This window comes from Luteimicrobium sp. NPDC057192 (assembly GCF_042670205.1).
Taxonomy (GTDB): domain Bacteria; phylum Actinomycetota; class Actinomycetes; order Actinomycetales; family Cellulomonadaceae; genus Luteimicrobium.
The window spans coordinates 58,515-80,204 of record NZ_JBHUWD010000020.1; the positions used below are offsets into that span (position 1 = coordinate 58,515).

21 protein-coding genes and 3 tRNA genes are annotated in these 21,690 nt (G+C 74.5%); 12 read left to right on the forward strand and 12 right to left on the reverse strand.

The annotated features are described in order from the left end of the window. Positions 1–10: 10 nt before the first annotated feature. The 3 genes from ACFT5B_RS11110 to ACFT5B_RS11120 all read left to right on the forward strand — a co-directional run bounded on the left by ACFT5B_RS11110 (position 11) and on the right by ACFT5B_RS11120 (position 2,618). Complete coding sequence (locus tag ACFT5B_RS11110) at positions 11–1,054, forward strand: adenosine deaminase (RefSeq protein WP_386798124.1); 1,044 nt, start codon at positions 11–13, stop codon at positions 1,052–1,054. Then, positions 1,051–1,422 (forward strand): GntR family transcriptional regulator, encoded by a 372-nt coding sequence (locus tag ACFT5B_RS11115; protein ID WP_386798126.1) that lies wholly within the window; start codon positions 1,051–1,053, stop codon positions 1,420–1,422. Before ACFT5B_RS11110 ends, ACFT5B_RS11115 begins: the two co-directional genes overlap by 4 nt. Positions 1,423–1,574: 152 nt before the next feature. Next, a complete protein-coding gene (locus tag ACFT5B_RS11120; protein ID WP_386798128.1) occupies positions 1,575–2,618 on the forward strand; it encodes a peptidoglycan-binding protein in 1,044 nt (347 codons plus the stop codon). 49 nt (positions 2,619–2,667) lie between these two features. On the opposite strand, the gene ACFT5B_RS11125 is transcribed toward ACFT5B_RS11120, so the two are convergent. From ACFT5B_RS11125 to ACFT5B_RS11135, 3 genes are read right to left on the reverse strand one after another with little or no spacing between them, the layout of a single operon-like run. Continuing rightward, positions 2,668–3,915, reverse strand: a complete 1,248-nt coding sequence (locus ACFT5B_RS11125) for a UDP-N-acetylmuramate dehydrogenase (protein ID WP_386798130.1) — start codon at positions 3,913–3,915, stop codon at positions 2,668–2,670. A 9-nt stretch (positions 3,916–3,924) separates the two neighbouring features. Beyond that, positions 3,925–5,253, reverse strand: a complete 1,329-nt coding sequence (locus tag ACFT5B_RS11130; RefSeq protein WP_386798132.1) for an MFS transporter — start codon at positions 5,251–5,253, stop codon at positions 3,925–3,927. After that, entirely contained in the window at positions 5,250–6,647 is a 1,398-nt protein-coding gene (locus ACFT5B_RS11135) for an MFS transporter (protein WP_386798134.1), read from the reverse strand. Before ACFT5B_RS11135 ends, ACFT5B_RS11130 begins: the two co-directional genes overlap by 4 nt. Before the next feature lie 222 nt (positions 6,648–6,869). Between ACFT5B_RS11135 and ACFT5B_RS11140 the strand changes: the two genes are divergently transcribed. Next, positions 6,870–7,904, forward strand: coding sequence for a LacI family DNA-binding transcriptional regulator (locus ACFT5B_RS11140; protein ID WP_386798136.1), 1,035 nt, complete (start codon positions 6,870–6,872; stop codon positions 7,902–7,904). A 135-nt stretch (positions 7,905–8,039) separates the two neighbouring features. On the opposite strand, the gene ACFT5B_RS11145 is transcribed toward ACFT5B_RS11140, so the two are convergent. The 5 genes from ACFT5B_RS11145 to ACFT5B_RS11165 form a co-directional block, all read right to left on the reverse strand. Continuing rightward, positions 8,040–8,465 (reverse strand): MaoC family dehydratase, encoded by a 426-nt coding sequence (locus ACFT5B_RS11145; RefSeq protein WP_386798138.1) that lies wholly within the window; start codon positions 8,463–8,465, stop codon positions 8,040–8,042. Continuing rightward, positions 8,462–8,926, reverse strand: a complete 465-nt coding sequence (locus ACFT5B_RS11150) for a MaoC family dehydratase N-terminal domain-containing protein (protein ID WP_386798140.1) — start codon at positions 8,924–8,926, stop codon at positions 8,462–8,464. The genes ACFT5B_RS11145 and ACFT5B_RS11150 overlap by 4 nt, the downstream gene beginning before the upstream one ends. 64 nt (positions 8,927–8,990) lie before the next feature. Beyond that, positions 8,991–9,161, reverse strand: a complete 171-nt coding sequence (gene rpmG, locus ACFT5B_RS11155) for a 50S ribosomal protein L33 (protein ID WP_036953345.1) — start codon at positions 9,159–9,161, stop codon at positions 8,991–8,993. 155 nt (positions 9,162–9,316) lie between these two features. Further along, positions 9,317–9,393 (reverse strand) — tRNA-Met (locus tag ACFT5B_RS11160). 62 nt (positions 9,394–9,455) lie between these two features. Continuing rightward, positions 9,456–9,527, reverse strand: a tRNA-Thr gene (locus ACFT5B_RS11165). Positions 9,528–9,608: 81 nt separating this feature from the next. Here ACFT5B_RS11165 and ACFT5B_RS11170 point away from each other — a divergent pair. Further along, the gene (locus ACFT5B_RS11170) at positions 9,609–10,352 is read left to right on the forward strand and encodes a class I SAM-dependent DNA methyltransferase (protein WP_386798143.1); all 744 of its coding nucleotides are present in this window, start codon (positions 9,609–9,611) and stop codon (positions 10,350–10,352) included. A gap of 58 nt (positions 10,353–10,410) precedes the next feature. Here the strand turns inward: ACFT5B_RS11170 and ACFT5B_RS11175 are convergent. Then, a tRNA-Tyr gene (locus ACFT5B_RS11175) sits at positions 10,411–10,492 on the reverse strand. Between the two features lie 132 nt (positions 10,493–10,624). Between ACFT5B_RS11175 and rarD the strand changes: the two genes are divergently transcribed. From rarD to ACFT5B_RS11190, 3 genes are read left to right on the forward strand one after another with little or no spacing between them, the layout of a single operon-like run. Further along, a complete protein-coding gene (gene rarD / locus ACFT5B_RS11180; protein ID WP_386798145.1) occupies positions 10,625–11,638 on the forward strand; it encodes an EamA family transporter RarD in 1,014 nt (337 codons plus the stop codon). 46 nt (positions 11,639–11,684) lie between these two features. Next, the gene (locus tag ACFT5B_RS11185; protein WP_386798147.1) at positions 11,685–12,179 is read left to right on the forward strand and encodes a YajQ family cyclic di-GMP-binding protein; all 495 of its coding nucleotides are present in this window, start codon (positions 11,685–11,687) and stop codon (positions 12,177–12,179) included. Between the two features lies 1 nt (position 12,180). Continuing rightward, positions 12,181–13,194, forward strand: coding sequence for an NAD-dependent epimerase/dehydratase family protein (locus tag ACFT5B_RS11190; RefSeq protein WP_386798149.1), 1,014 nt, complete (start codon positions 12,181–12,183; stop codon positions 13,192–13,194). Here ACFT5B_RS11190 and ACFT5B_RS11195 read toward each other — a convergent pair. The 3 genes from ACFT5B_RS11195 to ACFT5B_RS11205 all read right to left on the reverse strand — a co-directional run bounded on the left by ACFT5B_RS11195 (position 13,155) and on the right by ACFT5B_RS11205 (position 14,735). Further along, positions 13,155–13,778 (reverse strand): hypothetical protein, encoded by a 624-nt coding sequence (locus ACFT5B_RS11195; RefSeq protein WP_386798151.1) that lies wholly within the window; start codon positions 13,776–13,778, stop codon positions 13,155–13,157. The two genes, ACFT5B_RS11190 and ACFT5B_RS11195, sit on opposite strands and share 40 nt — an antisense overlap. A 98-nt stretch (positions 13,779–13,876) precedes the next feature. Next, the gene (locus tag ACFT5B_RS11200; RefSeq protein WP_386798153.1) at positions 13,877–14,299 is read right to left on the reverse strand and encodes an organic hydroperoxide resistance protein; all 423 of its coding nucleotides are present in this window, start codon (positions 14,297–14,299) and stop codon (positions 13,877–13,879) included. 40 nt (positions 14,300–14,339) lie between these two features. Continuing rightward, on the reverse strand, positions 14,340–14,735 hold the full coding sequence (locus ACFT5B_RS11205) for a hypothetical protein (protein ID WP_386798155.1): 396 nt from the start codon (positions 14,733–14,735) through the stop codon (positions 14,340–14,342). A gap of 210 nt (positions 14,736–14,945) precedes the next feature. Between ACFT5B_RS11205 and ACFT5B_RS11210 the strand changes: the two genes are divergently transcribed. From ACFT5B_RS11210 to ACFT5B_RS11225, 4 genes are all read left to right on the forward strand, one after another. Then, a complete protein-coding gene (locus ACFT5B_RS11210; protein ID WP_386798157.1) occupies positions 14,946–16,208 on the forward strand; it encodes an imelysin family protein in 1,263 nt (420 codons plus the stop codon). Beyond that, entirely contained in the window at positions 16,205–17,563 is a 1,359-nt protein-coding gene (gene efeB / locus ACFT5B_RS11215; protein WP_386798159.1) for an iron uptake transporter deferrochelatase/peroxidase subunit, read from the forward strand. Before ACFT5B_RS11210 ends, efeB begins: the two co-directional genes overlap by 4 nt. Before the next feature lie 33 nt (positions 17,564–17,596). Beyond that, on the forward strand, positions 17,597–19,390 hold the full coding sequence (locus ACFT5B_RS11220) for a phospholipase C (protein WP_386798161.1): 1,794 nt from the start codon (positions 17,597–17,599) through the stop codon (positions 19,388–19,390). Positions 19,391–19,514: 124 nt separating this feature from the next. Continuing rightward, a complete protein-coding gene (locus ACFT5B_RS11225; RefSeq protein ID WP_386798163.1) occupies positions 19,515–21,620 on the forward strand; it encodes a hypothetical protein in 2,106 nt (701 codons plus the stop codon). Positions 21,621–21,690 lie beyond the last annotated feature (70 nt).

The following is a 21,690-nucleotide window of genomic DNA, read 5'->3' on the forward strand; positions in this document are numbered from 1 at the left end:
GACTGCCCGGGTGCGCGACCTCGCGACCCTCCCCAAGGCACACCTGCACCTGCACTTCACGGGCTCGATGCGGCCGTCGACGCTGCTCGACCTCGCCGAGCGCTACCTGATCCGGCTCCCGCCCGCGCTCCTCGACGCCGACCCGCTGCGCGTGCCCTCGACCGAGCGCGGGTGGTTCCGCTTCCAGCGCCTCTACGACGCCGCGCGGGCCTGCGTGCGCTCGGGCGACGACATGCGGCGGATCGTCGACGAGGCGGCAGAGGACGATGCCGCCGAGGGCTCAGGTCGGCTCGAGATCCAGGTCGACCCGACCTCCTACGCGCCGTTCCTCGGCGGGATCACGCCCGCGGTGGAGCTGGTCCTCGACGCCGCGCGCGACGCGTCCGCCCGCCACGGGATCGAGGTCGCGGTCGTCGTCGCGGCGTCCCGGCTCAAGCACCCGCTCGACGCCCGGACGCTCGCCCGGCTCGCCGCCCGGTACGCGGGCGACGGCCCCGGCGAGGTCGTCGGCTTCGGGCTGTCGAACGACGAGCGGCGCGGCGACACGCGGGAGTTCGCGCACGCGTTCCGGATCGCGGCGGCCGCAGGCCTCGCCTCCGTCCCGCACGGCGGCGAGCTGCTCGGGCCGACGCACGTGAGCGAGGTCGTCGGGGCGCTGCGCCCCGACCGGCTCGGCCACGGGGTGCGGTCCGCGGAGGACCCCCGGCTGCTCGCCGAGCTGGTCGAGGGAGGCGTCGCGCTCGAGGTCTGCCCCGCGTCGAACGTGTCGCTGGGGGTCTACGAGGAGCTCGGCGACGTCCCGCTCCCCTCGCTCGTCGGGGCGGGAGCGACGGTCGCGCTCGGTGCCGACGACCCCTTGCTGTTCCGGTCCCGCCTGGTCGACCAGTACGAGACCGCCCGCCACGTCCACGGTTTCGACGACGCCGCGCTCGCCGACCTGGCGCGCGCCTCGCTCCGGGCCAGCCGCGCGTCGGAGGCCACGAAGCACCACCTGCTCGCCGGCGTCGACGCGTGGCTCGCCGCCGAACCGACCGACCGAGGAGGTCATCCGTGACCGAGCACGCCGTCCCGCGGATCGAGGTCGACCCCGCGTCGGCGACGCCGCCGTTCGAGCAGATCCAGCTCCAGATCCGCGCCCTGGTCGACGCCGGCGCGCTGTCGCCCGGCGACAGGCTGCCCACCGTGCGCGGGCTCGCGACCGAGCTCGGGCTCGCCGCCGGCACCGTCGCCAAGGCCTACCGCGAGCTCGAGGCCGACGGGGTCGTGGTGACCGGCAGGCGCGCCGGGACGACCGTCGCGGACGCCGCCCTGGCTGCTGAGACGCGCGTGCGCCGGGCCGCAGCGGAGCTCGTCGCGATCGCCCGTGGTGCCGGGCTCGACGACGCGGCCGTCGTCCGAGCCGTCCGTGAGGCGCTGGGCTGAGGACGGCCTGCGACGCGCGAGCGGACTTTTCGTAACGATTTGGCTGCCACCTCGCACCCGCCGCCGCTCGTGGCTCCTGTACCGGGCTCCCACGTATCACAATGGGTCTCCGGCCTGCGCCCGACCACGCACGCCGGCACGAAGGAGGGGGCATGCGTCCAACCACGTCGCGCACCGGCACCGGTGTCGGCCACGTCCGCGCTCGGCTGATCGCGCTCGGCGCGACCGGGCTCGCGGTCGCGCTCGTCGCGGCCGGCTGCGGCACGGGCAGCACACCGACGCCGCAGGCGCCCGTCGTGACGCCCGCAGGCACGACGACCACGACCTCGCCCGCCGACACGCCGTCGTCGTCCCCTGCCGCGACGGACCCGGCGACGCCCTCGGACCCGGCGACCACCGAACCCACGGCCACCACGGGGAGCACCCCCAGCCCCACGGGCGACGGCGCGACCGAAGGCACGCCGACCCCGAGCGACGACGCGACGGACGACGGCTCGTCCAAGGACGGTTCGGGCGACGACGGCACTCCTGGCAAGAGCGAAGGTTCCGACGGCAAGGGTCAGGGCAAGGGCCACAGCACCGAGCACGCCGAGCTGCGCTCGGGCGACCACGGCGCCAAGGTCGAGACGCTCCAGCGTCGCCTGCTCGAGCTCGGGTACTGGCTGCCGTCCGCCGACGGCAACTTCGGTCCCTCGACGCAGCAGGCGGTGTGGGCGCTGCAGAAGGCCGCGGGGCTGAACCGCGACGGCGTCGTCGGGAAGAAGACGCAGAAGGCGCTCGACCGCGGCGTGCGACCCGCAGCGCAGACCCACCACGGGCACGTCATCGAGGTCGACCTCGGCAAGCAGCTCGTCCTGATCGTCGACGACGGGCACGTGGGCACGATCCTCAACGCGTCGTCGGGCAGCGGCCGGCCGTTCAAGGACAAGGACGGGCACCAGTACGTGGCGCACACCCCGACCGGGACCTACCGGATGGGCCGCCAGTACGACGGCATGTACACGTCGAACCTGGGCCTGGGCACCATGTGGCGGCCCAAGTTCTTCAACGGTGGGATCGCACTGCACGGGCTCGGCTTCGACGTGCCGCCGTACCCGGCCTCGCACGGCTGCGTGCGGATCTCCAATCCGGCGATGGACTGGGTCTGGTCGACCAACAAGGCGCCGCAGGGCACCGTCGTCACCGTCTACGCCTGAGCCGCGCCTGCGGGCCCCTCGGGACCGCCGGGCGGCCGGGCGCCCGGGCTCAGAGGCTGACGCCGACCAGCACGGGCTCGGGCTCGAGCTCGATCCCGAAACGGTCGAGCACGCCGTCGCGGACCGCGCGGGCGAGGGCGACGAGGTCGGCCGCCGTCGCGCCGCCGCGGTTCGTCAGCGCGAGCGTGTGACGCGTGGACAGCCGTGCCGGGCTCGCCTCGCCCGCGACACCGAAGCCCTTGCCGAAACCGGCGTGCTCGATGAGCCACGCGGCGGACGTCTTGACGAGCGTCGGGTCGACGGCGCCCAGGCTCGGGCCGGTGCTCACCGCGGGCAGCGGGCTGCGGACCTCGAACCGGGGCGCGCCCTCGGGAAGCTCGTCCGCGACCGACGCCGGCACCACGGGGTTGGTGAAGAAGGACCCGGCGCTCCAGCGGTCGTGGTCCGGGCGCCCGACGACGCGGCCACCCTGGACCGCGGGGTCGAGCAGCATGCCCTTGCCGCCGCGCAGCTCGAGGACGGCGGCGCGCACGTCGGCACTCGGGGCACGCTCCCCCACCTCGACCCCGAGCCGCCGCGCGAGCTCCGCGTACGCGACCGGCGCGGAGATCGTGCCGAGACGCAGCTGCATCGAGACGTCGAGGACGACGTAGCGCGGCGACGGGTACCAGGGCGCCCTGGGGTCGTCCTCGGGGACGCCCAGCCCTCCTGGGCCGACGTAGCCGGTGAGCCCGAGGTGCATCGACCGCTTGAGCCGGGACGTCCGGTACCCGAAGCCGAGCTCGCCGTTCGCGAGGGTTCGCACGCGCGACTCGCCACGGTCCCAGACGCGCACCGTCGAGATCACACCAGCGATCTCCTGGCCGTACGCGCCGACGTTCTGCACGGGCGCGGCGCCGAGCGTCCCCGGGATGCCGGACAACGCCTCGACGCCCACCCAGCCGGCGTCGATCGCGTGCACGACGACGTCGTCCCAGGAGTGCCCCGCCGGGCCGCTCATGCTCGCGCCGCCGCAGGTGTCCTCGGACTCCACGCGCAGGCCCGAGCGCACGTCGCGCACGACGACCCCGCTGAAGCCCTCGTCGGCCACGAGGAGGTTGGACCCCCCGCCGAGCACCAGCAGGGGCTCGCCGGCGTCGTCGGCGGCGCGGACGACGTCGATCAGCTCCGCCTCGGACGCGGCCTCGACGTAGGTGTCGACGTCGCCGCCGACACGGAGCGTGGTGAGGTCGGCGAGGGTCGGCTGGGTCTCGGGCGAGGTGACCGTGGAGGTCTGGGCTGCGGGCGAGTCGGGCACGCGACCAGCCTACGGGGCCGGCGTCGGCTCCGTGGCCTGCCCGACGGCCCCGGGAAGCGGGCGCACCGCGTTCATCACGACGAGGCCGAGCGCGATCGGGATGCCGACGAACAGCAGCGCGTGACGGTAGCCGACGTGGTGCGCGATGAACCCGATGAGCGGCGGACCGACGAAGAACGCCGAGTAGCCGATCGTCGTCACGACGCTCACGCGTGCCGCGGCCCGCCGCGGGTCGTCGGACGCCGCCGAGATCCCGACCGGGAAGCCGAGCGCGGCGCCCATGCCCCACAGCGCCACGCCCACGAGCGCCCCCACGAGGTGCGGCAGCAGCGCGAACGCCAGGACGCCGAGGAGCGCGGAGGCCGCGAGCGCCCGGAGCACCGCGAGCCGGCCGAAGCGGTCCAGGAGGCCCGTGCCCAGCAGGCGCATCGCGGTCATCGCCACGAGGAAGACGCCCAGCGCGACCGCGCCGATCGAGTCGCTGGTGTCGAAGCCGTCGACCGTCGCGAGCGAGACCCAGTCGTTCGCGGCGCCCTCGGTGAGCGCCGCCCCGAGGACGACCAGACCGATCATGAGCGTGCGCGGCTCGGTCCACGCCTGGACGGCGCGGCGGCGACGGGCACGCTCGTCGGCCTCGGTCGGCTCGGCGAGCGACGGGAACGAGTCGGCGGGGTCGACGTTGGTGTCTGTCCCCCCGACGTGCACCGGCTCGGGCTCGTGCGCCGGGTCGGGGAGGAAGAGGCGCACGGCCAGGAGCACGCCGACGACGGCGACCGCGACCGCGATCGTCAGGTGCAGCGGGACGGGCACGTCGAGCGCGGCGAAGAGCGCGCCGAAGCCGGCGCCCGCCACGGTCCCGAAGGAGAACCCGGCGTGGAATCGCGGCATGATCGCCTTGCCGAGCTGCTGCTCGACGTGGGCGCCCTGGAGGTTCATCGAGGCGTCCCAGACGCCGATCCCGACGCCCGCGACGAACAGGCCGACCCGGGCCAGGTTCACGCTCTCCTGCGCGACCGAGAGCGCCACCACGAGCAGGCCGACCGACGCGACGCCGGCGAACGCCTCGACGGCCCGGCGGGAGCCGAGCCGGTCGACGACGAGGCCCGCGAGGGGCAGCGCGCAGATCGACCCGATCGCGGAGAACAGCAGGAGGAGCCCCATCTGGTTGGGCTCGAGGTCGAGCTTGTCGCGCACGGTCGGCAGGCGCGAGGCCCAGCTCGCGAACGCGAACCCGTTGAGCGTGAACACGAGGAACACCGCCCACGACGCGCGGCTGATGCGCGCGGCCGTGGGCGCGCCGTCGGCGGCGCTCCGGGGCTCGGGGCGGGGCTGGTTCACGCGAGGACCTCCTCGGGCAGGCGGGCGGGCTGCCCGGGATGGGACGGGGCGGGGTCGGGGACCTCGTCCGTCGGGACGGCGCCGGCCTCGGGCGACACGGCCAGGCTAGCGGGGGGTGTGTCGTCGGGCGTGCGCCGGGGCGGCGCGACCTGCGCCGCGAGGCAGACGCTGAGGACCATCGCGAACGCGATGAGGACGAGCGCGTGGCGGGCGCCGATCGCCTCGGCGGCGATCCCGAGCAGGGGTGGCGCGGCGATGCTCGCGAGCGACGAGAACGACGACACGACGGACACGCGGCCCGCGGCCCGCAGCGGGTCGTCGGACGCGGCGGCGATGCCGATGGGCACGGCGAGCGCGGCGCCGACGCCCCAGGCGACGACGCCGGCGACGGCCAGCGGGAAGGAGGGGGCGAGGCCGAACGCGAGCAGGCCGACGAGCGAGACGACGCCCGACACCCGCAGCACGGCCACGCGTCCGTAGCGGTCGATCAGCCGGGTCCCGAGGATCCGCACGACGGTCATGGCCGCCACGAACGTCCCGAACACCACCCCGCCGACGGCCTCGGTGCGACCGAAGCCGTCGACGACGGCGAGGGACAGCCAGTCGTTCGCCGATCCCTCCGACAACGCGGCGGCGAGGACCACGAGGCCGACCAGCACGGTCCGCGGCTCGCGCCAGGCGCCGAGCGCGGTCGCGAGGCGGGCCCGGCGGGTGGGGCGGGTCACCGGTGCGACGTCCGGCCCGGTCGCCGGCACGGTGACGGCGACCGCGGGGCGCGGCCCCGGGCGCCGGCGGGTGTCGTGGACGACGACGGGGAAGCTGGCGAACCGCCAGGCGGTCGCGACGGCCGCCGTCACGCCGAACTGGGCGAGGAGCGGCACGCCCCCGGCAGCGCAAGCGGCCCCCAGGAGCGAGCCGACGACGGCGCCCACGGAGAACGCGGCGTGGAACTGCGGGATGACGGTCCGGCCGAGCCGTCGTTCGATCCCCGCGGTCTCGACGCTCTGCGGCACGTTGGCGAGCGCGAAGGCGATGCCGTTGAGGAGCACCCCGACCGTGAGGACGGTGACGGAGCCGACGGTCGGTCCGAGCCCGAGCAGCACGTAGGCGAGGGCGGAGACGACGGCCGCGACCGCGAGCGCGGCCCGGCCGCCGATCCGCTCGAGAACCGCCCCGGCGACGGCGACGGTCGCGAGCGCGCCGACCGAGCCGGCCAGCAGGACGACGCCGAGGTCGGCGGTGCTGATCCCGAGCTCGGCCTTGACCGTCGGGATGCGTGCGAGCCAGCTCGAGAAGGTCAGTCCCATGAGCAGGAACAGGCCGAGCAGGCCGAGGCGCGAGGGCCAGAGCTGGTCGGACGAGGCATGCCATGATCGAAACGATTCGAACCGCATGCCACGATCGCTCTTCGAATCGTTTCGAGGCATGGGGTCGATTGTGCGGGTACGCTGGCCGCGACGTCAACCGGATCAGAGCACGCGCCTGACCACGACGCCCGCAGACCCCGGCGCAGCGCGCCACGACCCGCCCGGAGGAACCTGTTGCCGACCCACCCGCAGCCAGGCTCGAGCACTCCGCCCGAGGGGGCGAAGGGCGGTCGGACCACGCTCTCCGAGGTGGCCGCACTGGCCGGGGTGTCCGTGTCGACGGCGTCGCTCGCCTTCTCCGGCTCCGGGCCGATCGCCGACGCGACCCGTGAGCGGGTCCTCGCCGCCGCCGCGGAGCTCGGGTACACCGGCCCCTCTCCCCTCGGCCGCCAGCTCCGGTCCGGCCGGTCGGGGATCGTCGGCGTCGTGATCGGTGACCACGTCTCCCGCAGCTTCCGCGACCCGGTCTCCATCAAGGTGCTCGACGGTCTCGTCTCCGAGCTCGGCACCCACGGCGTGGGGGTCCTCCTCGTGCCCGCGGTCCCGTCCGACGGCGCCGCCGACCCGCTCGTCGCCTCCGCGGCGATGGACGTGGGCGTGCTCGTGTGGGGCTCGCGCCGCGAGGACCCCACCCACGACGCCCTGGTCCGCCGCGGCATCCCCGTCGTCATCGGTGAGGGGACCGCCAAGCCGGGAGCACCCGTCGTCGGGCTGGAGGACCGTCGCGGCGCGGCCGACCTCGGCCGGCACCTGCGCGAGCTCGGGCACGAGCGCGTCGCCGTGGTGGCGCTGCCCGTCGCGTTCCCCGAGCGCACCGGGCTCGCCGACGCCGAGCGCCTCGCCGACGTCGAGAAGACCCCGACGCGCAACCGCCTCGAAGGTCTCGCCGACGCCGGCATCCGGCCCGTCGCGGTCTGGGAGACCGAGGCGTCGCTCGTGGAGCACGGGCACGCCGCGGGCCGGGCGCTCCTCGACGTGCCGCCCGCGGAGCGACCGACGGCGGTCGTGGCCCAGTCGGACCTGCTCGCCGCGGGCGTGCTCCTCGCCGCGCGCGAGCTGGGCATCGACGTGCCGGGCGAGCTGTCGGTCGCCGGGTTCGACGGCGTCGACCTCCCGTGGCTGGGCGCGGACGTGCAGCTGACCAGCGTCCGTCAGCCGTTCGAGCAGAAGGGGGCGGCGCTGGGCCGCGCGGCGCTGCAGCTCGTCGCGGGCGACGACGTCGAGGACGTCCTCCTGCCCGTCGAGCTCGTCGTGGGCACCACCACCGGCCCGGCCCCCCGCTGAGACGACCCGACCGCACCCGCGACCCGCGAAGTACGACGGCCGCCCGTCCACCTCGAAGGAGTACGGCGAACGGACGACGGCCGCAGGCCACGCCGGAGGTGAGAAGGAGCGCCGGCGAGCGAGGAGACGAGCAGCTCAGGAGAGCCGCACGACCGCCTGCGTCTTCGCGAGCACCTTCACGCCGTCCAACGCCACCGTCAGGTCGATGCGCGCCGTCCCGGCCTCGGGGTCGAGCGCCCCGACGACACCGGTCACGGTGAGGGTCGCGGTCCCCGGGTCGGGGACGGGCACGGGGCGCGCGAACCGGGTCTGGTAGTCGACGACGGCTCCGGCGTCACCGGCCCACTCCTCGACGAGCGGTGCGGCGACGCCCATGGAGAGCATGCCGTGCGCGATGACGCCGGGGAGCCCGACCTCGGTCGCGAAGCGCTCGTTCCAGTGGATGGGGTTGAAGTCGCCGCTCGCGCCGGCGTACCGGACGAGGCGCGCGCGGTCGAGGACGACCTCGCGGGTGCCGATCTCCTGGCCGACCTCGAGCTCGGCGAGCACGGGCGCGCTCATGCGTCCTCCCCTCGGACGGCGAGCGTGGACCTGACGGTCGACACGGGCTCGCCGGGGTTCCCGTCGGCGTCGGAGGCGTAGATCTCGCAGCGGGTCGAGACCATGGTGATGCCGGCGCGCTCGCGCAGGGAGTCGACGTGCAGGACGGTCACCAGCTCGTCACCGGCGACGATGGGCCGGTGGTGGGTGAAGCGCTCGTCGGCGTGGACGACGCGCGAGAAGTCGATGCCCGCTCCGGCGTCCTCGATGTACTGGGCCTCGGCGCGCTGCGCGACGACCACGGCGAAGGTGGGCGGCGCGACGACGTCCGGATAGCCCGCACCCCGCGCCACGGCTACGTCGTGGTGGGCGGGGTGGGTCGACCCGACGGCCGCGGCGAACTCGCGGAGCTTCTCACGCCCGACCGCGTACGGGGCGGTCGGCGGGTACTGACGGCCTTCGTACTCCGGGTTGACGGGCACGAGCGCTCCTTCGCGAGTCGCCGGCGGCTGCTGCCGGGTGGGTGCTACGAGGTCGCGAAGAGCGTCAGCGGGTCTCGCGGTGCGAGGTGTGCTTGCCGCAGCGCGGGCAGAACTTCGCCAGCTCGAGCCGGTCGGGGTCGTTGCGGCGGTTCTTCTTGGTGATGTAGTTCCGCTCCTTGCAGTCCACGCAGGCGAGCGTGATCTTCGGGCGAACGTCTTGGCTCTTGCTGGCCATGGCTGGTGCCACCTCTCGCGCCCCCGGAAGGCGCTTGTGCTGTGCAGGGCACGACGCCGGCCGTCGTACCACCAGGTCTGCGGCGCGGACCCGAGGGCCCGTCCACCAGGATGAACCGGACGCGCGCGCGACGTCGCCGCGAGCACACCGGTCCGTGGTAGCGGAGGCGGGGATCGAACCCGCGACCTCACGATTATGAGTCGTGCGCTCTAACCATCTGAGCTACCCCGCCGCGTGGGCACCGCAGCGCCCGGAGGACCCATGGTCCCACGGCCGCCTGTACGGCACCAACAGAGCCCCCGATGGGAATCGGACCCATGACCTCAGTCTTACCAAGACTGCGCTCTACCACTGAGCTACGGGGGCAGCGCGGAAAACTCTACAAGACACTGGCCCTGCGACGAAATCCGCGAGCGTCCGCGCACCCAGCGGTGCGACCGTCGACGCATGACGACTCCCACGGACCCGCCCAACCACTTCGACGAGGACGTCGCCGCGACCTACGACGCCGACGTCACCGCCATGTCCATGCCCGGGGTGCTGGGGCCCGCGGTGGAGCTGCTGGCAGGGCTCGCGGGCGACGGCGCAGCGCTCGAGCTCGCGGTCGGGACGGGCCGCGTGGCGTTGCCGCTCGCGGCCCGCGGCGTGGCCGTGCACGGGATCGAGCTGTCGGAGGCCATGGTCGCCCGGCTGCGGGCCAAGGACCCCGAGGGGACGGTCGGGGTGACGGTCGGCGACATGACGACCACCCGCGTGCCGGGCGCGTTCCGGGTCGCGTACCTGGTCTTCAACACCGTGGCGAACGTCACGACGCAGGAGGGCCAGGTCGCGTGCTTCCGGAACGCCGCCGCGCACCTCGAGCCGGGCGGGTGCTTCGTCGTGGAGAACGGGGTGCCCCAGCTCCAGCGCCTCCCCGTCGGCGAGCGCTTCGTGCCGTTCGAGGTCACGCCCGAGCACCTGGGCTTCGACGAGTACGACGTCGTGACGCAGCAGATGTGGTCGCACCACTACCGGCCGCGCGACGGACGCCACGCGACCGTGCCGTTCCGGTACGCGTGGCCGGCCGAGCTCGACCTCATGGCGCAGCTCGCCGGGCTGCGTCTGCGTGACCGCTGGGCCGGCTTCGACCAGTCGCCGTTCACCGCGACGAGCCCGTCGCACGTGTCGGTCTGGGAGAAGCCGGGGCGCTGACCGTCGCCGGGTACGACGAAGGCCCCGGACCGTGAGGTCCAGGGCCTTCGACCGAGCGTGGCAGGTGAGGGATTCGAACCCCCGAAGCATGACGCGGCTGATTTACAGTCAGCTCCCTTTGGCCGCTCGGGCAACCTGCCGTGGCGAGCCAACGATACCCAACGTGGGCGCTGCGGAGAAATCCGTTCCGCGCGGGGCCCGCTCCGGCGTCGTCGGCGGACGCTGAACGAGCCCCCGCCGGAGCCGTGGGGAGCCCGCCGTACGCTCAGGACGTGACGTCCGACGTGCCCGCGCAGCCCGCGCCGACCGAGACCGAGGCGCGCGCCGAGTACCGTCGCGGGCTCGCCGCCGGCTTCGGCGCGTATCTCCTGTGGGGCGCGATGCCGCTCTACTTCCCGCTGCTGGAGCCGGCCGCGCCGCTCGAGATCATCGCCCACCGCGTGGTGTGGTCGCTCGTGTTCTGCCTGCTCCTGCTCGCCGTCACGCGGTCGCTCCCCCAGCTGCGCGCCGTCCTGCGGGACCGGCGGCTGCTCCTCACGCTCAGCGTGGGCGCGGTGCTCGTCGCCGTGAACTGGAGCATCTACGTGTGGGCGGTGCTCGAGGACAAGGTCCTCGACGCGGCGCTCGGGTACTTCATCAACCCGGTCGTGACGGTCCTGCTCGCGGTCGTCGTGCTGCGCGAACGCCTCCGCCCGCTGCAGTGGGCCGCGATCGCGCTCGGGCTGGTGGCCGTCGTCGTGCTCACCGTGGGCGTCGGGCACGTGCCGTGGGTCTCGCTCGCCCTGGCCTTCTCGTTCGGCCTCTACAGCCTCGTGAAGAACCGCGTCGGCGGGCGCGTCGCGGCGGCGCCCGGGCTCGCGGCCGAGACCCTCGTCCTGACCCCGTTCGCCGTCGGGTACCTCGTCTACCTGCAGGCGCAGGGCGACAACACCATGACGACGCACGGCGCCGGGCACCTCCTCGCCCTCGCGTCGGCGGGCGTCGTGACGGCCGTCCCGCTCCTGCTGTTCGCGGCGTCGGCGCGGCGCGTCCCGCTGCGGGTCGTCGGGCTGCTCCAGTACCTGACGCCCGTGCTGCAGTTCCTCGTCGGCCTCCTCGTGTTCCACGAGACGATGCCCGTCGCGCGCTGGATCGGCTTCGTCCTCGTGTGGGGCGCGCTCGTCCTCCTCACGACCGACGGGCTGCGGGCCGCGCACGCGCTCCGCCTGGCCGACCCGCGCCGTCGTGCGGCCGCGTCGGCCCGGACCGACGACGACGCAGCCGATACGGTGGAACCCATCACCTGACCCGTCCCGCGCCCGCCGGCGTGCGGACCCTGCCGAGGGAGCAACCGTGGCCGATTCGTCGTTCGACGTCGTGAGCAAGGTCGACCGCCAGGAGGTCGACAACGCCCTCAACCAGGCCGGCAAGGAGATCTCGCAGCGCTACGACTTCCGCAACGTCGGCGCCTCGATCTCGTGGAGCGGCGAGAAGATCGTCATGGTCGCGAACTCCGCCGAGCGCGTCCTCGCGATCCTCGACGTGTTCGAGACCAAGCTCATCAAGCGCGGGATCTCCCTCAAGTCGCTCGACACGGGCGAGAAGGAGCCCAAGCCGTCGGGCAAGGAGTACCGCCTCGAGGCCTCCATCAAGGAGGGCATCGCGAGCGACCAGGCGAAGAAGATCACCAAGATCATCCGCGACGAGGGCCCCAAGGCCGTCAAGACGCAGATCACCGGCGACGAGGTGCGCGTGACCAGCAAGTCCCGCGACGACCTGCAGGCCGTCATCGCACTCCTCAAGGGTGCGGACCTCGACGTCGCGCTGCAGTTCGTCAACTACCGCTGACGTGCGGCTCCTCGTCCTCGGCGGCGGGGTGTTCGTCGGACGCGCCGTCGTCGACGCCGCGCTCGCCCGAGGCGACGACGTCACGACGTTCGCCCGCGGGACCCGCCCGCCCGTCGCCGGCGCGCGGCAGGTCCGGGGCGACCGGACCGTGCCCGACGACGTCGCGCGGCTCGTCGCGGCGGCGCCCGCGGGCGGGTGGGACGCCGTCGTCGACACCTGGGCCGGGGCGCCGGGAGCCGTCGGGCTGTCCGCGACCGCGCTGGCCGACGTCGCCGGCCGCTACGGCTACGTCTCCAGCCGCGCGGTCTACGCGCCCCCGCTCGGTGTCGGCATGGACGAGACGCACGCGACGCGCCCTCCCGCGCCCGACGCGGCGACGGTCGAGAACGCGGAGTACGGCGCCGTCAAGCGCGCGGGAGAGGTCGCGGCGACCGCCGCGTTCGGCGAGCGAGCCCTCCTCGCACGGTGCGCCCTCGTCGTCGGCCCCGAGGAGGAGCCTGCACGGCTCCCGGTGTGGCTCCGGCGCGCCTCGCGGGGCGGAACCGTGGTCGCGCCGGGCGACCCCGACCAGCCGTGGCGGCTCGTCGACGTCCGCGACCTCGCCGCGTGGCTGCTCGCCGTCGTGCAGCCCGGCTCCGGGGTGTCGGGCGCCGTGAACGTCGCCGCGCCCGAGGACCACGCGACCACGCGGGACGTGCTCGAGGCCGTCGTCGACGTCACCGCGGCCGACGCGACCCGGGCGAGCGGGGCACCCGCGCGCCTCGACTGGCGTTCCTGGGCGGAGCTCGAGGCGTCCGGCGTGGACCGCTGGACGGAGCTTCCGGGCTGGGTGCCGCGGACGCCCGAGACCGAGGGCTTGATCAGCACCGACGTCGGGCGCGCGGTCGCGAGCGGGCTGCGCTGCCGACCCGTCGGGGAGACGCTCCGCGACATCGGGGCGCGCGAGCGCTCAGGGGCGCGTGCCGCCACGAGACGTCAGCCCCGCGGGACGAGGGACGCGCGGCGGCGGGCGTAGGCGATCGTGAGCGCGCCGAGGAGCGGGCCCCACGCCACCAGCGGCACGTAGGCGGCCAGGGCGAGCCAGCCCTGCAGGTCCTGGGTGCCGAGCGGGAAGTCGGCGGTGTGCGGGCGCCCTCGGACGTCGCGGCCGAACGCGACCATGACCATGGTCCACGTCCAGAGCAGCGTCAGGAACGTCGCGCCCACCGCTGCCGGGACCACCGCGGCGCGCGCCGGCACCGGGCGGCCACCGGCGACGGGCACCCAGCGCGGCACGACCTCGCCCCAGCGGGCCACGAGCCCGACCGCCGTGAAAGCGAGGAGCTCCGAGACGATCGACAGCAGGACCACGTAGACGCCGAGCGGCAGCCAGGCGGGGAGGTTTCCCCGTGCGTCCGGGCCGGACGCGCCGTCCACGATCGGCAGGTGGAACGTGATGCCCGCGACGCGCCACACGCTCGACGGCAGCACCGTGAGCGGGACGACGAGCGCGGCGATGCGCGCCCAGCGCGGGACCCCGGGGACCGGCGCGTGCAGCGCGCGCCAGCCGCGGCGCCACGACGGGCTCGACGGGCGGGCGAGGGAGACGGAGGAAGTCATGCCTCGACGTTCGTCGACGGCGGGGCGCGGCGCCTCACCCCCGGAAGGGAGCGGGTTCCCCCACGTGGGGGAACGTGGGGAACTCGCTCCGGTGCGGGTCAGTCGACCGTGACGTCGAGCTCCACGACGACGTTGCCCCGGGTCGCGTTGGAGTACGGGCAGACCTGGTGCGCCGCCTCGACGAGCGTGTCGGCCTGCTCCTGCGCCAGCCCGGGGAGCTCGACGCGCAGCACGACGGCGAGGCCGTAGCCGCCCTGGCCGTTCGGTCCGATGGAGACCTCGGCGGTCACGGAGTCGTCGGCGAGCGTGAGCCCCTTCGACCGGGCGACGCCGCGCAGCGCCGAGTGGAAGCACGCCGCATAGCCGGCGGCGAACAGCGCCTCGGGGTTGAGCGCGCCGCCGGGCCCGCCCATCTCCTTCGGCACGGCGAGGTCGACGTCGAGCGTGGCGTCGGAGGTGCGGACGTGGCCGTTGCGGCCGTCGCCGGTGGACAGGGCGGAAGCCGTGTAGAGGATCTCCATGCCTCTGCGAACCATGTCGGGTGCGCAGGACTTCCCGGCGTCACGCCTCGGAGCGGAGCGCCTTCTCGAGGCGCCGCAGCTCCTTGGCCCGCGCCCGCGGCGTCCCGTCGGCCCGGCGGTACGAGCGCCCGACGACGGCCGCCAGCCAGTCCGCCAGGTAACCCCAGGGGTCGGGCGAGACCAGCAGCCAACGTCTCTCGTCGTCGCACGACGTGTCGTCGAGCAGGAGGTCCGCGACCATCGCGACGCCCTCGACGTCCACGGCCACGCCTACGGTCTCGAGCACCCGGGCCCGGACGACCGGTGCCACGTGCGTCGCGACGTGCCGACGGAAGCGTTCTCGCTCGTCGTCCGGTACGTCCTCGCCTCGCCAGTCCACCTCGACGCGGCGCACCAGCTCACGCAGCGCGGCGCCGTCCATCTCCCTGCGTCCCACGCCCGGGACGCTAGCACCGGAGGGGCCGTCGGCACGACGGCGAATCGCCGGCTGTGAGTTTCGTGTGCAGATGGCAACGAGGTGCGGAGGGGACGGCGACGGGTGAGCGACGCCTCGATGAACTCTTCCTGAACCCCGGCTGTTCACCCGCCCGGCGTCCGTACGGTCGTCCGGGAGCGCGTCCGCCGCTCCCCGAGGGAGAAGCAACGCATGCCAGACCGGTCCGGCCCGACGGAGCACCACCAGCGCGGGGGCTCCGGGCACCGCGCACGAGGACGGACCGCCGGTGTCCTGGTCGTCGCGGGCGGACTCGCCCTCGGCCTCACGGGCTGCACCGGCAGCACCGGATCCGCTGCCGACGCCGCCGCGCCGTCGCCGACCGGCCTCGCCGCCGCCGTGAGCGCGGGCCAGAGCGACTGCGGCGTCGGGTGGTCGGGCGGCACGGCCGGGACGTGGCGGATCGACGCGACCAACACCTCCACGGGCGGCATGGACGTCGTCGTCGCCGACGCCGCGACGGACATGACGAGGGCCCGCGAGTACCTCGAGCTCGAGGCGATCGGACCGGGCGCGGGCGCGGGCGGCGAGGTCACGCTCGGGCCGGGCAGCTACCGCGTCGTGTGCGTCCAGGCCGACGAGGAGCCGGTCCTCGGACCGGTCGTCCGGGTGACGGGGACGCTCCCCGCGGGCACGACGGCGACGCCCGGCATCGTCCCGGTCACGCAGGCCGACCTCGTGCCCGCCGCGAAGGTCTACGAGACATGGGTCGCCGCGCACCTTGCGACGCTGTCCCGCCAGGTCCGCGCCCTCGACGACGACGTCGCCCGCGGAGACCTCGAGGGGGCGCGCCGCGACTGGCTCACCGCGCACACCACGTACGGGACGCTCGGTGGCGCCTACGACGCGTTCGGAGACCTCGGCGACGCGATCGACGGGTTCCCCGCCACCGGCTCCACGGCCCTGACGGATCACGACCTCACCGGGTTCCGCCGGATCGAGGCGCTGCTGTGGGCCGGCCGGCCCGCGAGCGCCGTACGGCCCGTGACCCGCGCGCTCGTCACGGACGTCGCCACGCTGCGCTCCGACTTCCCCGCGGCCCAGGTCGACCCCATGGACCTGGGGATCCGGGCCCACGAGATCCTCGAGGACGCCGTGCAGGTCCAGCTCAGCGGTGCGGCGGACGGCCCGAGCGGGACGGCTCTCGCCGAGATCGAGGCAGGGGTCGTCGGGACGCGGCAGCCGCTGGGCGCGCTGCGCCCTCTCCTGAAGGAGCGCGGCGTCGACCTCACAGACGTCGACGCCGCCCTCGCCACTCTCGAGCGCACCCTGCGCGGCTACGACCACGACGGCCGCTGGACCCCGCGCACCGACCTGACCACCGCGCAGCGCGAGCGCCTCGACGCCGAGGTCGACACGTGCGTCGAGCACCTTGCCACCGTCGCCGCGCTCGCCGACCCCCGGAGGGCCCTGTGAACCACGCCGACCCTGCCACCACGGCGGTGCCCGCCACGACCGCGAGCGCCGGCACCCCCACGCACCCCGACCCCGTGCAGGCCACCCCGACCGGGCCGGGGCGACGCACGTTCCTGCGCTCGGTCGCGGGCGCGGCGGGCGTCGTCGGGCTCGGCACGTTGGCGCCGCGCGTCGCCGGGGCCGCGCCGACCCCGACCCCCGCGCCACCGACCGACGACGCGGCCCGGGCGGTCGTGTTCCACGGTCCCACGCAGGCCGGGATCCTCACCCCGCTGCAGAAGCAGGCGGCGTTCGTCGCGCTCGACGTGACCGTGGGCTCGCGGTCCGAGCTCGAGGAGCTCTTCCGGACTCTCACCGACCGCGTCCGGTTCCTCACCACGGGCGGCACGCCGACCGGCGCGGGGCCCGGTGCTCCCCCGGTCGACTCGGGCGTCCTCGGCCCGGACGTCGTCCCCGGCGGCCTCACGGTCACGACGTCGGTGGGCGCGTCCCTGTTCGACCACCGGTTCGGGCTCGCCGGCCGCAAGCCGGCGCGCCTGCGGGCGATGGACACGTTCCCCGACGACGCGCTCGACCGCGCGCGCTGCGACGGCGACCTCCTGCTGCAGGTCTGCGCGGACGACGTGGACGTCGTCGTGCACGCCGTACGGGACATCGCGCGCGCCACCCGGGGCGCGATGCAGGTGCGGTGGCGGCAGGACGGCTTCGCGTCCCCGCCCCGGCCCAGCGGCACCCCGCGGAACCTCCTGGGCTTCAAGGACGGCACCGCGAACCCGTCGACCACCGACCCGCGCACGATGGGCGACGTCGTCTGGACGAAGGCCGGCGAGGTCGCGGCCGTGGACGGGCTGCCCGCCGTCGTCGAGCCCGCGTGGACCACGGGCGGCAGCTACCACGTCGTCCGGCTGATCCGGATGCTCGTCGAGTTCTGGGACCGGGTGTCCCTGCACGAGCAGGAGAACATGATCGGCCGCCGCCGCGACACCGGCGCCCCGCTCACCGGGACCCACGAGCTCGACGACCCGCACCTCGAGCGCGACCCCACGGGCGACGTCATCCAGATGGACGCGCACATCCGGCTCGCGAACCCGCGCTCCCCCGGCTCCGACCGGCTGCGGATGCTCCGCCGGCCCTACAACTACGACGCCGGCACGGACGCCAACGGGAACCTCGACATGGGGCTCGTGTTCGTCGCGTTCAACCAGGACCTCGACCGGCAGTTCGTCGCGGTGCAGAAGCGCCTCGCGGGCGAACCGCTCGTCGACTACATCTCACCCTTCGGGGGCGGCTACTACTTCGCGCTCCCGGGAGTGAGGGCAGCGGACGACTGGTACGCCAGCCGGCTGCTCGCCTGAACCGCCCCCATCCCCCCACAGAGAGGCACCCCCATGGGTCTGTTCGCCACGCGGCCGCGCACCGTCGCGTCCGCCGCAGCGATCGCCGGGCTCGCGCTCGCCGGCGGAGGCGTCCTGCCTGCCGTCGCGTCGGGCCACCACGCGGCCGCCCGGACCACGGCGACGACGTCCTCGTCGTCGCGCACCAAGGGCACGTCCACGACGACGCCGATCCAGCACCTCGTCGTGCTGTTCGACGAGAACGTCTCGTTCGACCACTACTTCGCGACCTACCCCCAGGCCACGAACACCGACGGGACCACGTTCAAGGCCGCCAAGGGCACCCCGAAGGCCGACACCGTGAAGTCCGCCGGCCTGCTCACGACGAACCCGAACCTGTACGCGCCGACCCGCCTGTCCGCGGACGAGGCCGTGACGTGCGACCAGAACCACAACTACGGGCCCGAGCAGCTCGCCATCAACAACGGCGCGATGGACCGGTTCGTGCAGAACACGAGCAAGGACACCTGCACCGGGCAGTTCGGCGCCCCCGGCCTGGGCATGGACTACTACGACGGCAACACCGTCACCGCCCTGTGGAACTACGCCCAGAACTACGCCATGAGCGACAACAGCTGGGACGCCACCTTCGGGCCGTCGACGCCGGGCGCCCTCAACCTGGTCTCCGGCCAGACGCACGGCGCGATCTCGTACGACCCGAAGACGGGGCTCCAGACCGCGACCCCCGACGCGTACGGCGTGAAGTCGCCTGACGCGAAGGGCGTCGGCACCGTCACCGCGGACCCCGACCCCGTCTACGACGACTGCGCCGACTCCGACCACACGTCGACCAACGCGCTCGTCGGCATGCAGGGCACGAACATCGGTGACCTGCTCAACGCCAAGAACGTCACGTGGGGCTGGTTCCAGGGCGGCTTCCGCCCGACGACGACGTGGGACGGGCAGCCGGGGCACTACGCCAAGTGCGACGCCACCACGACCAACGTCGCCGGCGCGTCCGTCGTCGACTACTCCCCGCACCACAACCCGTTCGCGTACTACAAGTCGACGTCGAACCCGCACCACCTGGCGCCGTCGTCGGTCACGAAGATCGGGCAGACGGACCAGGCGAACCACCAGTACGACCTGACCGACTTCGACGCCGCACTGGCCCAGGGCAACCTGCCCAGCGTGTCGTTCCTCAAGGCCCCCATGGCACAGGACGGCCACGCGTCGTACTCCGACCCCGTCGACGAGCAGAAGTTCCTCGTCAAGGAGATCAACGCGATCGAGAAGTCGCCGTACTGGGACAGCACCGCGATCGTCGTCTCGTACGACGACTCGGACGGCTGGTACGACCACGTCGCCCCGACCATCGCCAACGGCTCGAACGACACGGCGAACGGCGACACGACGCTCTGCACCTCGGTGAAGACCGTCGCCGGCGGCTACGCCGACCGCTGCGGGCCCAGCCAGCGCCTGCCGCTCGTCGTCATCTCGCCCTACGCGAAGACGAACTACGTCGACCACACCGAGACGAACCAGGCCTCCGTCCTGAAGTTCGTCGAGGACAACTGGCAGACCGGGCGGATCGGCGACGCGTCGTTCGACGCGACCGCCGGGTCGATCCAGTCGATGTTCTCGTTCCACGGGAGCAGCGCGGGCAAGGCGCCGCAGGTGGTCCTCAAGGCCGACGGCTCCGTGAAGTCCGTCGTCGCCGTGCCGCACGGCAACGGCAACGGGCAGGGCAACGGCCACGGGAACGGTCACGGCAAGCCGTCCAAGCCCGGCCACGGCAAGGGGAACGGGTCGGGCCGCGGCTCACCCGGCTGCCCGCACTGGTTCTGACGGTCACCGCGCCACGGTGACGACGACGCCCGGGTCGGTCACGGCCCGGGCGTCGTCGCGTTCCCGCACGGTCGGCGGGGACGCGTGGTCGGTCGGGCACGCTCCGAGCCCGTACGATCTGCGCGTGCTCGACCTGCCTCACCCGGGCGCCGCGCCCCGTCCGGTCACCGTTCTCCCTCCCCCGGCCCTGCCCTTCGCTCCCGACCGACGGTTCCGCCGCGTCGGGGCGCGGGCCGTCGTGCCGGTGCTCGTCCTCGCCAGCGCCGTGCTCGGCATCACGAGCGAGAGCAGCACGCTGCGCCTCGACGAGCTGACGATCTCGTACGCGCTCGGCTCGCTTGTCACGGGGGCCGTGATCGTCGGGCTGCTCGGCGTCGTCGCGACGGGTCGAGGAACGCTCCTCCTGACGCTCCTGTGCGTCGGCGCGAGCGCGGCCCCGGTGGGCGCGCTCGGCGCCGCCTCGCTGGGCTGCTCCGTCGCAGCGCTCGTCGTCGCGCTGGCGCTGACCGTCGTCGCGGCGCGCGACCGCGCCCGGGTCCGCGCCGCCACGGCCGGCCTCCCGGTCCTCGACGTCCCGACGACGGCGACGTCGCTCCGCGAGCTCCGTCGCCTCGGCCCAGTGGTCCTCGGGCTGACGGCGCTCGGCCTCGCCGCGGCAGCGTTCGGCGGCTGGCTCTGGCAGCACGACGCCCGAACTGTCGACGCGTTCCGCGCTCGGGCCGTCGTCGTGCCCGGGACGGTCCTCACGGTGGACGACGACGACTACTCGTCCCGAGTCCGACTGTCCGACGGGACCACGATCCGCGTGCCGATCAACGACGGCAGCCCACGGCGGGGTCAGCACGTCGAGGTCCGATACGACGCCACGTCCGGGCGCGCCGAGCTCACCGACGACGTCTTCGACCCCACCGGCGCGGCGGCGCTCCTCGGCATCGGGCTCGGCACGGTCGGGTGGGCGCTCGGCGTCGGGCTCACGCGGCGCCGCGGGCGACTGCGGGCCCTCAACGGCGCCGGCCTGGCCGTCACGGTCGACACGCGCACCTCCACGTCCGTCCGGCTCCTCGTCGGCGGCGTCCTGGTCGCCGATGCCGACGGCCTGGTCCCGGCCGATCTCGTCGAACCCGAGGCGTCCGGAGGCCCGATTCGCTCGGACAGCGACGCAGCGTCGGGCGACGGCCCGCCCGGCGCCGCGGTGTCCCCACCCGCGGAGCTCGGCGCCAGGGGCACCGGTCCTGCCGCGCTCGACGAGCTGGACGAGCTCGACGACGACGAGGACGACCTCGCGGGACTGGCCGACGACGAGCTGCTGCGCCGTCTCCGGCTCTGGGGCGTGCCGGAGGGCCCGGTGCTCCCGGGCGACGAGGACGAGCGGGTGCCCCGCGGCTCGGGCCTGGCCGTGGGACTCGGCGCCGACGGCGCGGGCGTCGCGATCCGGGACGTCTCGGGGCGATGGTGGCTCGCCCGGTCCACCCGTGCGCCTCGGCACGTCAGGTCGGTCGAGGTGGGCGCGCACCGACGCACCGTCCCGACCGCGACGGACGGCGCCCTCGGGGCGGAGGTCGCACCGGCCGACAGCGCACCGGCGACGACCGCTGTGGTGGTCCGCGACGACACAACCCCGGACGCCGCCGACCGCGCCCTGCAGGGCCGCACAGCGTGGGAGCGGTTCTGGGGCAGGGTCGACCAGCGGACCGGGCACGCCCTCGTGCCGTTGCTCCGCTCGACGGCGGCATGGCTGCCGTGGCTGGTGGGGCCCGCTGTCGGCGTCCTCGTGTGGTGGCTGCAGAGCGCCGACGGGATCGACTGGTGGGGCGCCGTCGTCGGGACGTGGGTCGTCGCGAGCGCGGGCCACGCGTGGGCCGTCCTCGGCGAGCCCGCGGTGCGCTGGAACGCTCGCGGGATCGGCGTCGCGTCCGTCGTCGCGCGGCACCGCGTCGCGTGGACCTGGGTGCGGAGCATCATCGCCGACGACGACCACCTCGTCGTCCGGCTGCGCCTGCCCGACGGACGCGACGACGTCATCGTCGTGCCCCGCCGCGCGCCGCGTTTCCTCGTCGACCACGCGACCGAGCCGCGCGAGGCGCGCAAGGTGCTCGAGACGGCCCGCCTGCGTGCGCTCACGGGCCAGGTCGACGACCGGTGGGTCGCGCCCGTCACGCGGACCGCTGTCATGACGGCCTGGTGGCTCGCGTCCGCCGTCGCGGGCCTCGTGCTCGCGGCCGTCGGTTAGCTCGCCGCCGCGGGCCGCGTCGCCGAGCACGGGGTCCCCGCCCTCCGACAACGGGATCGCCGCCCGTCCG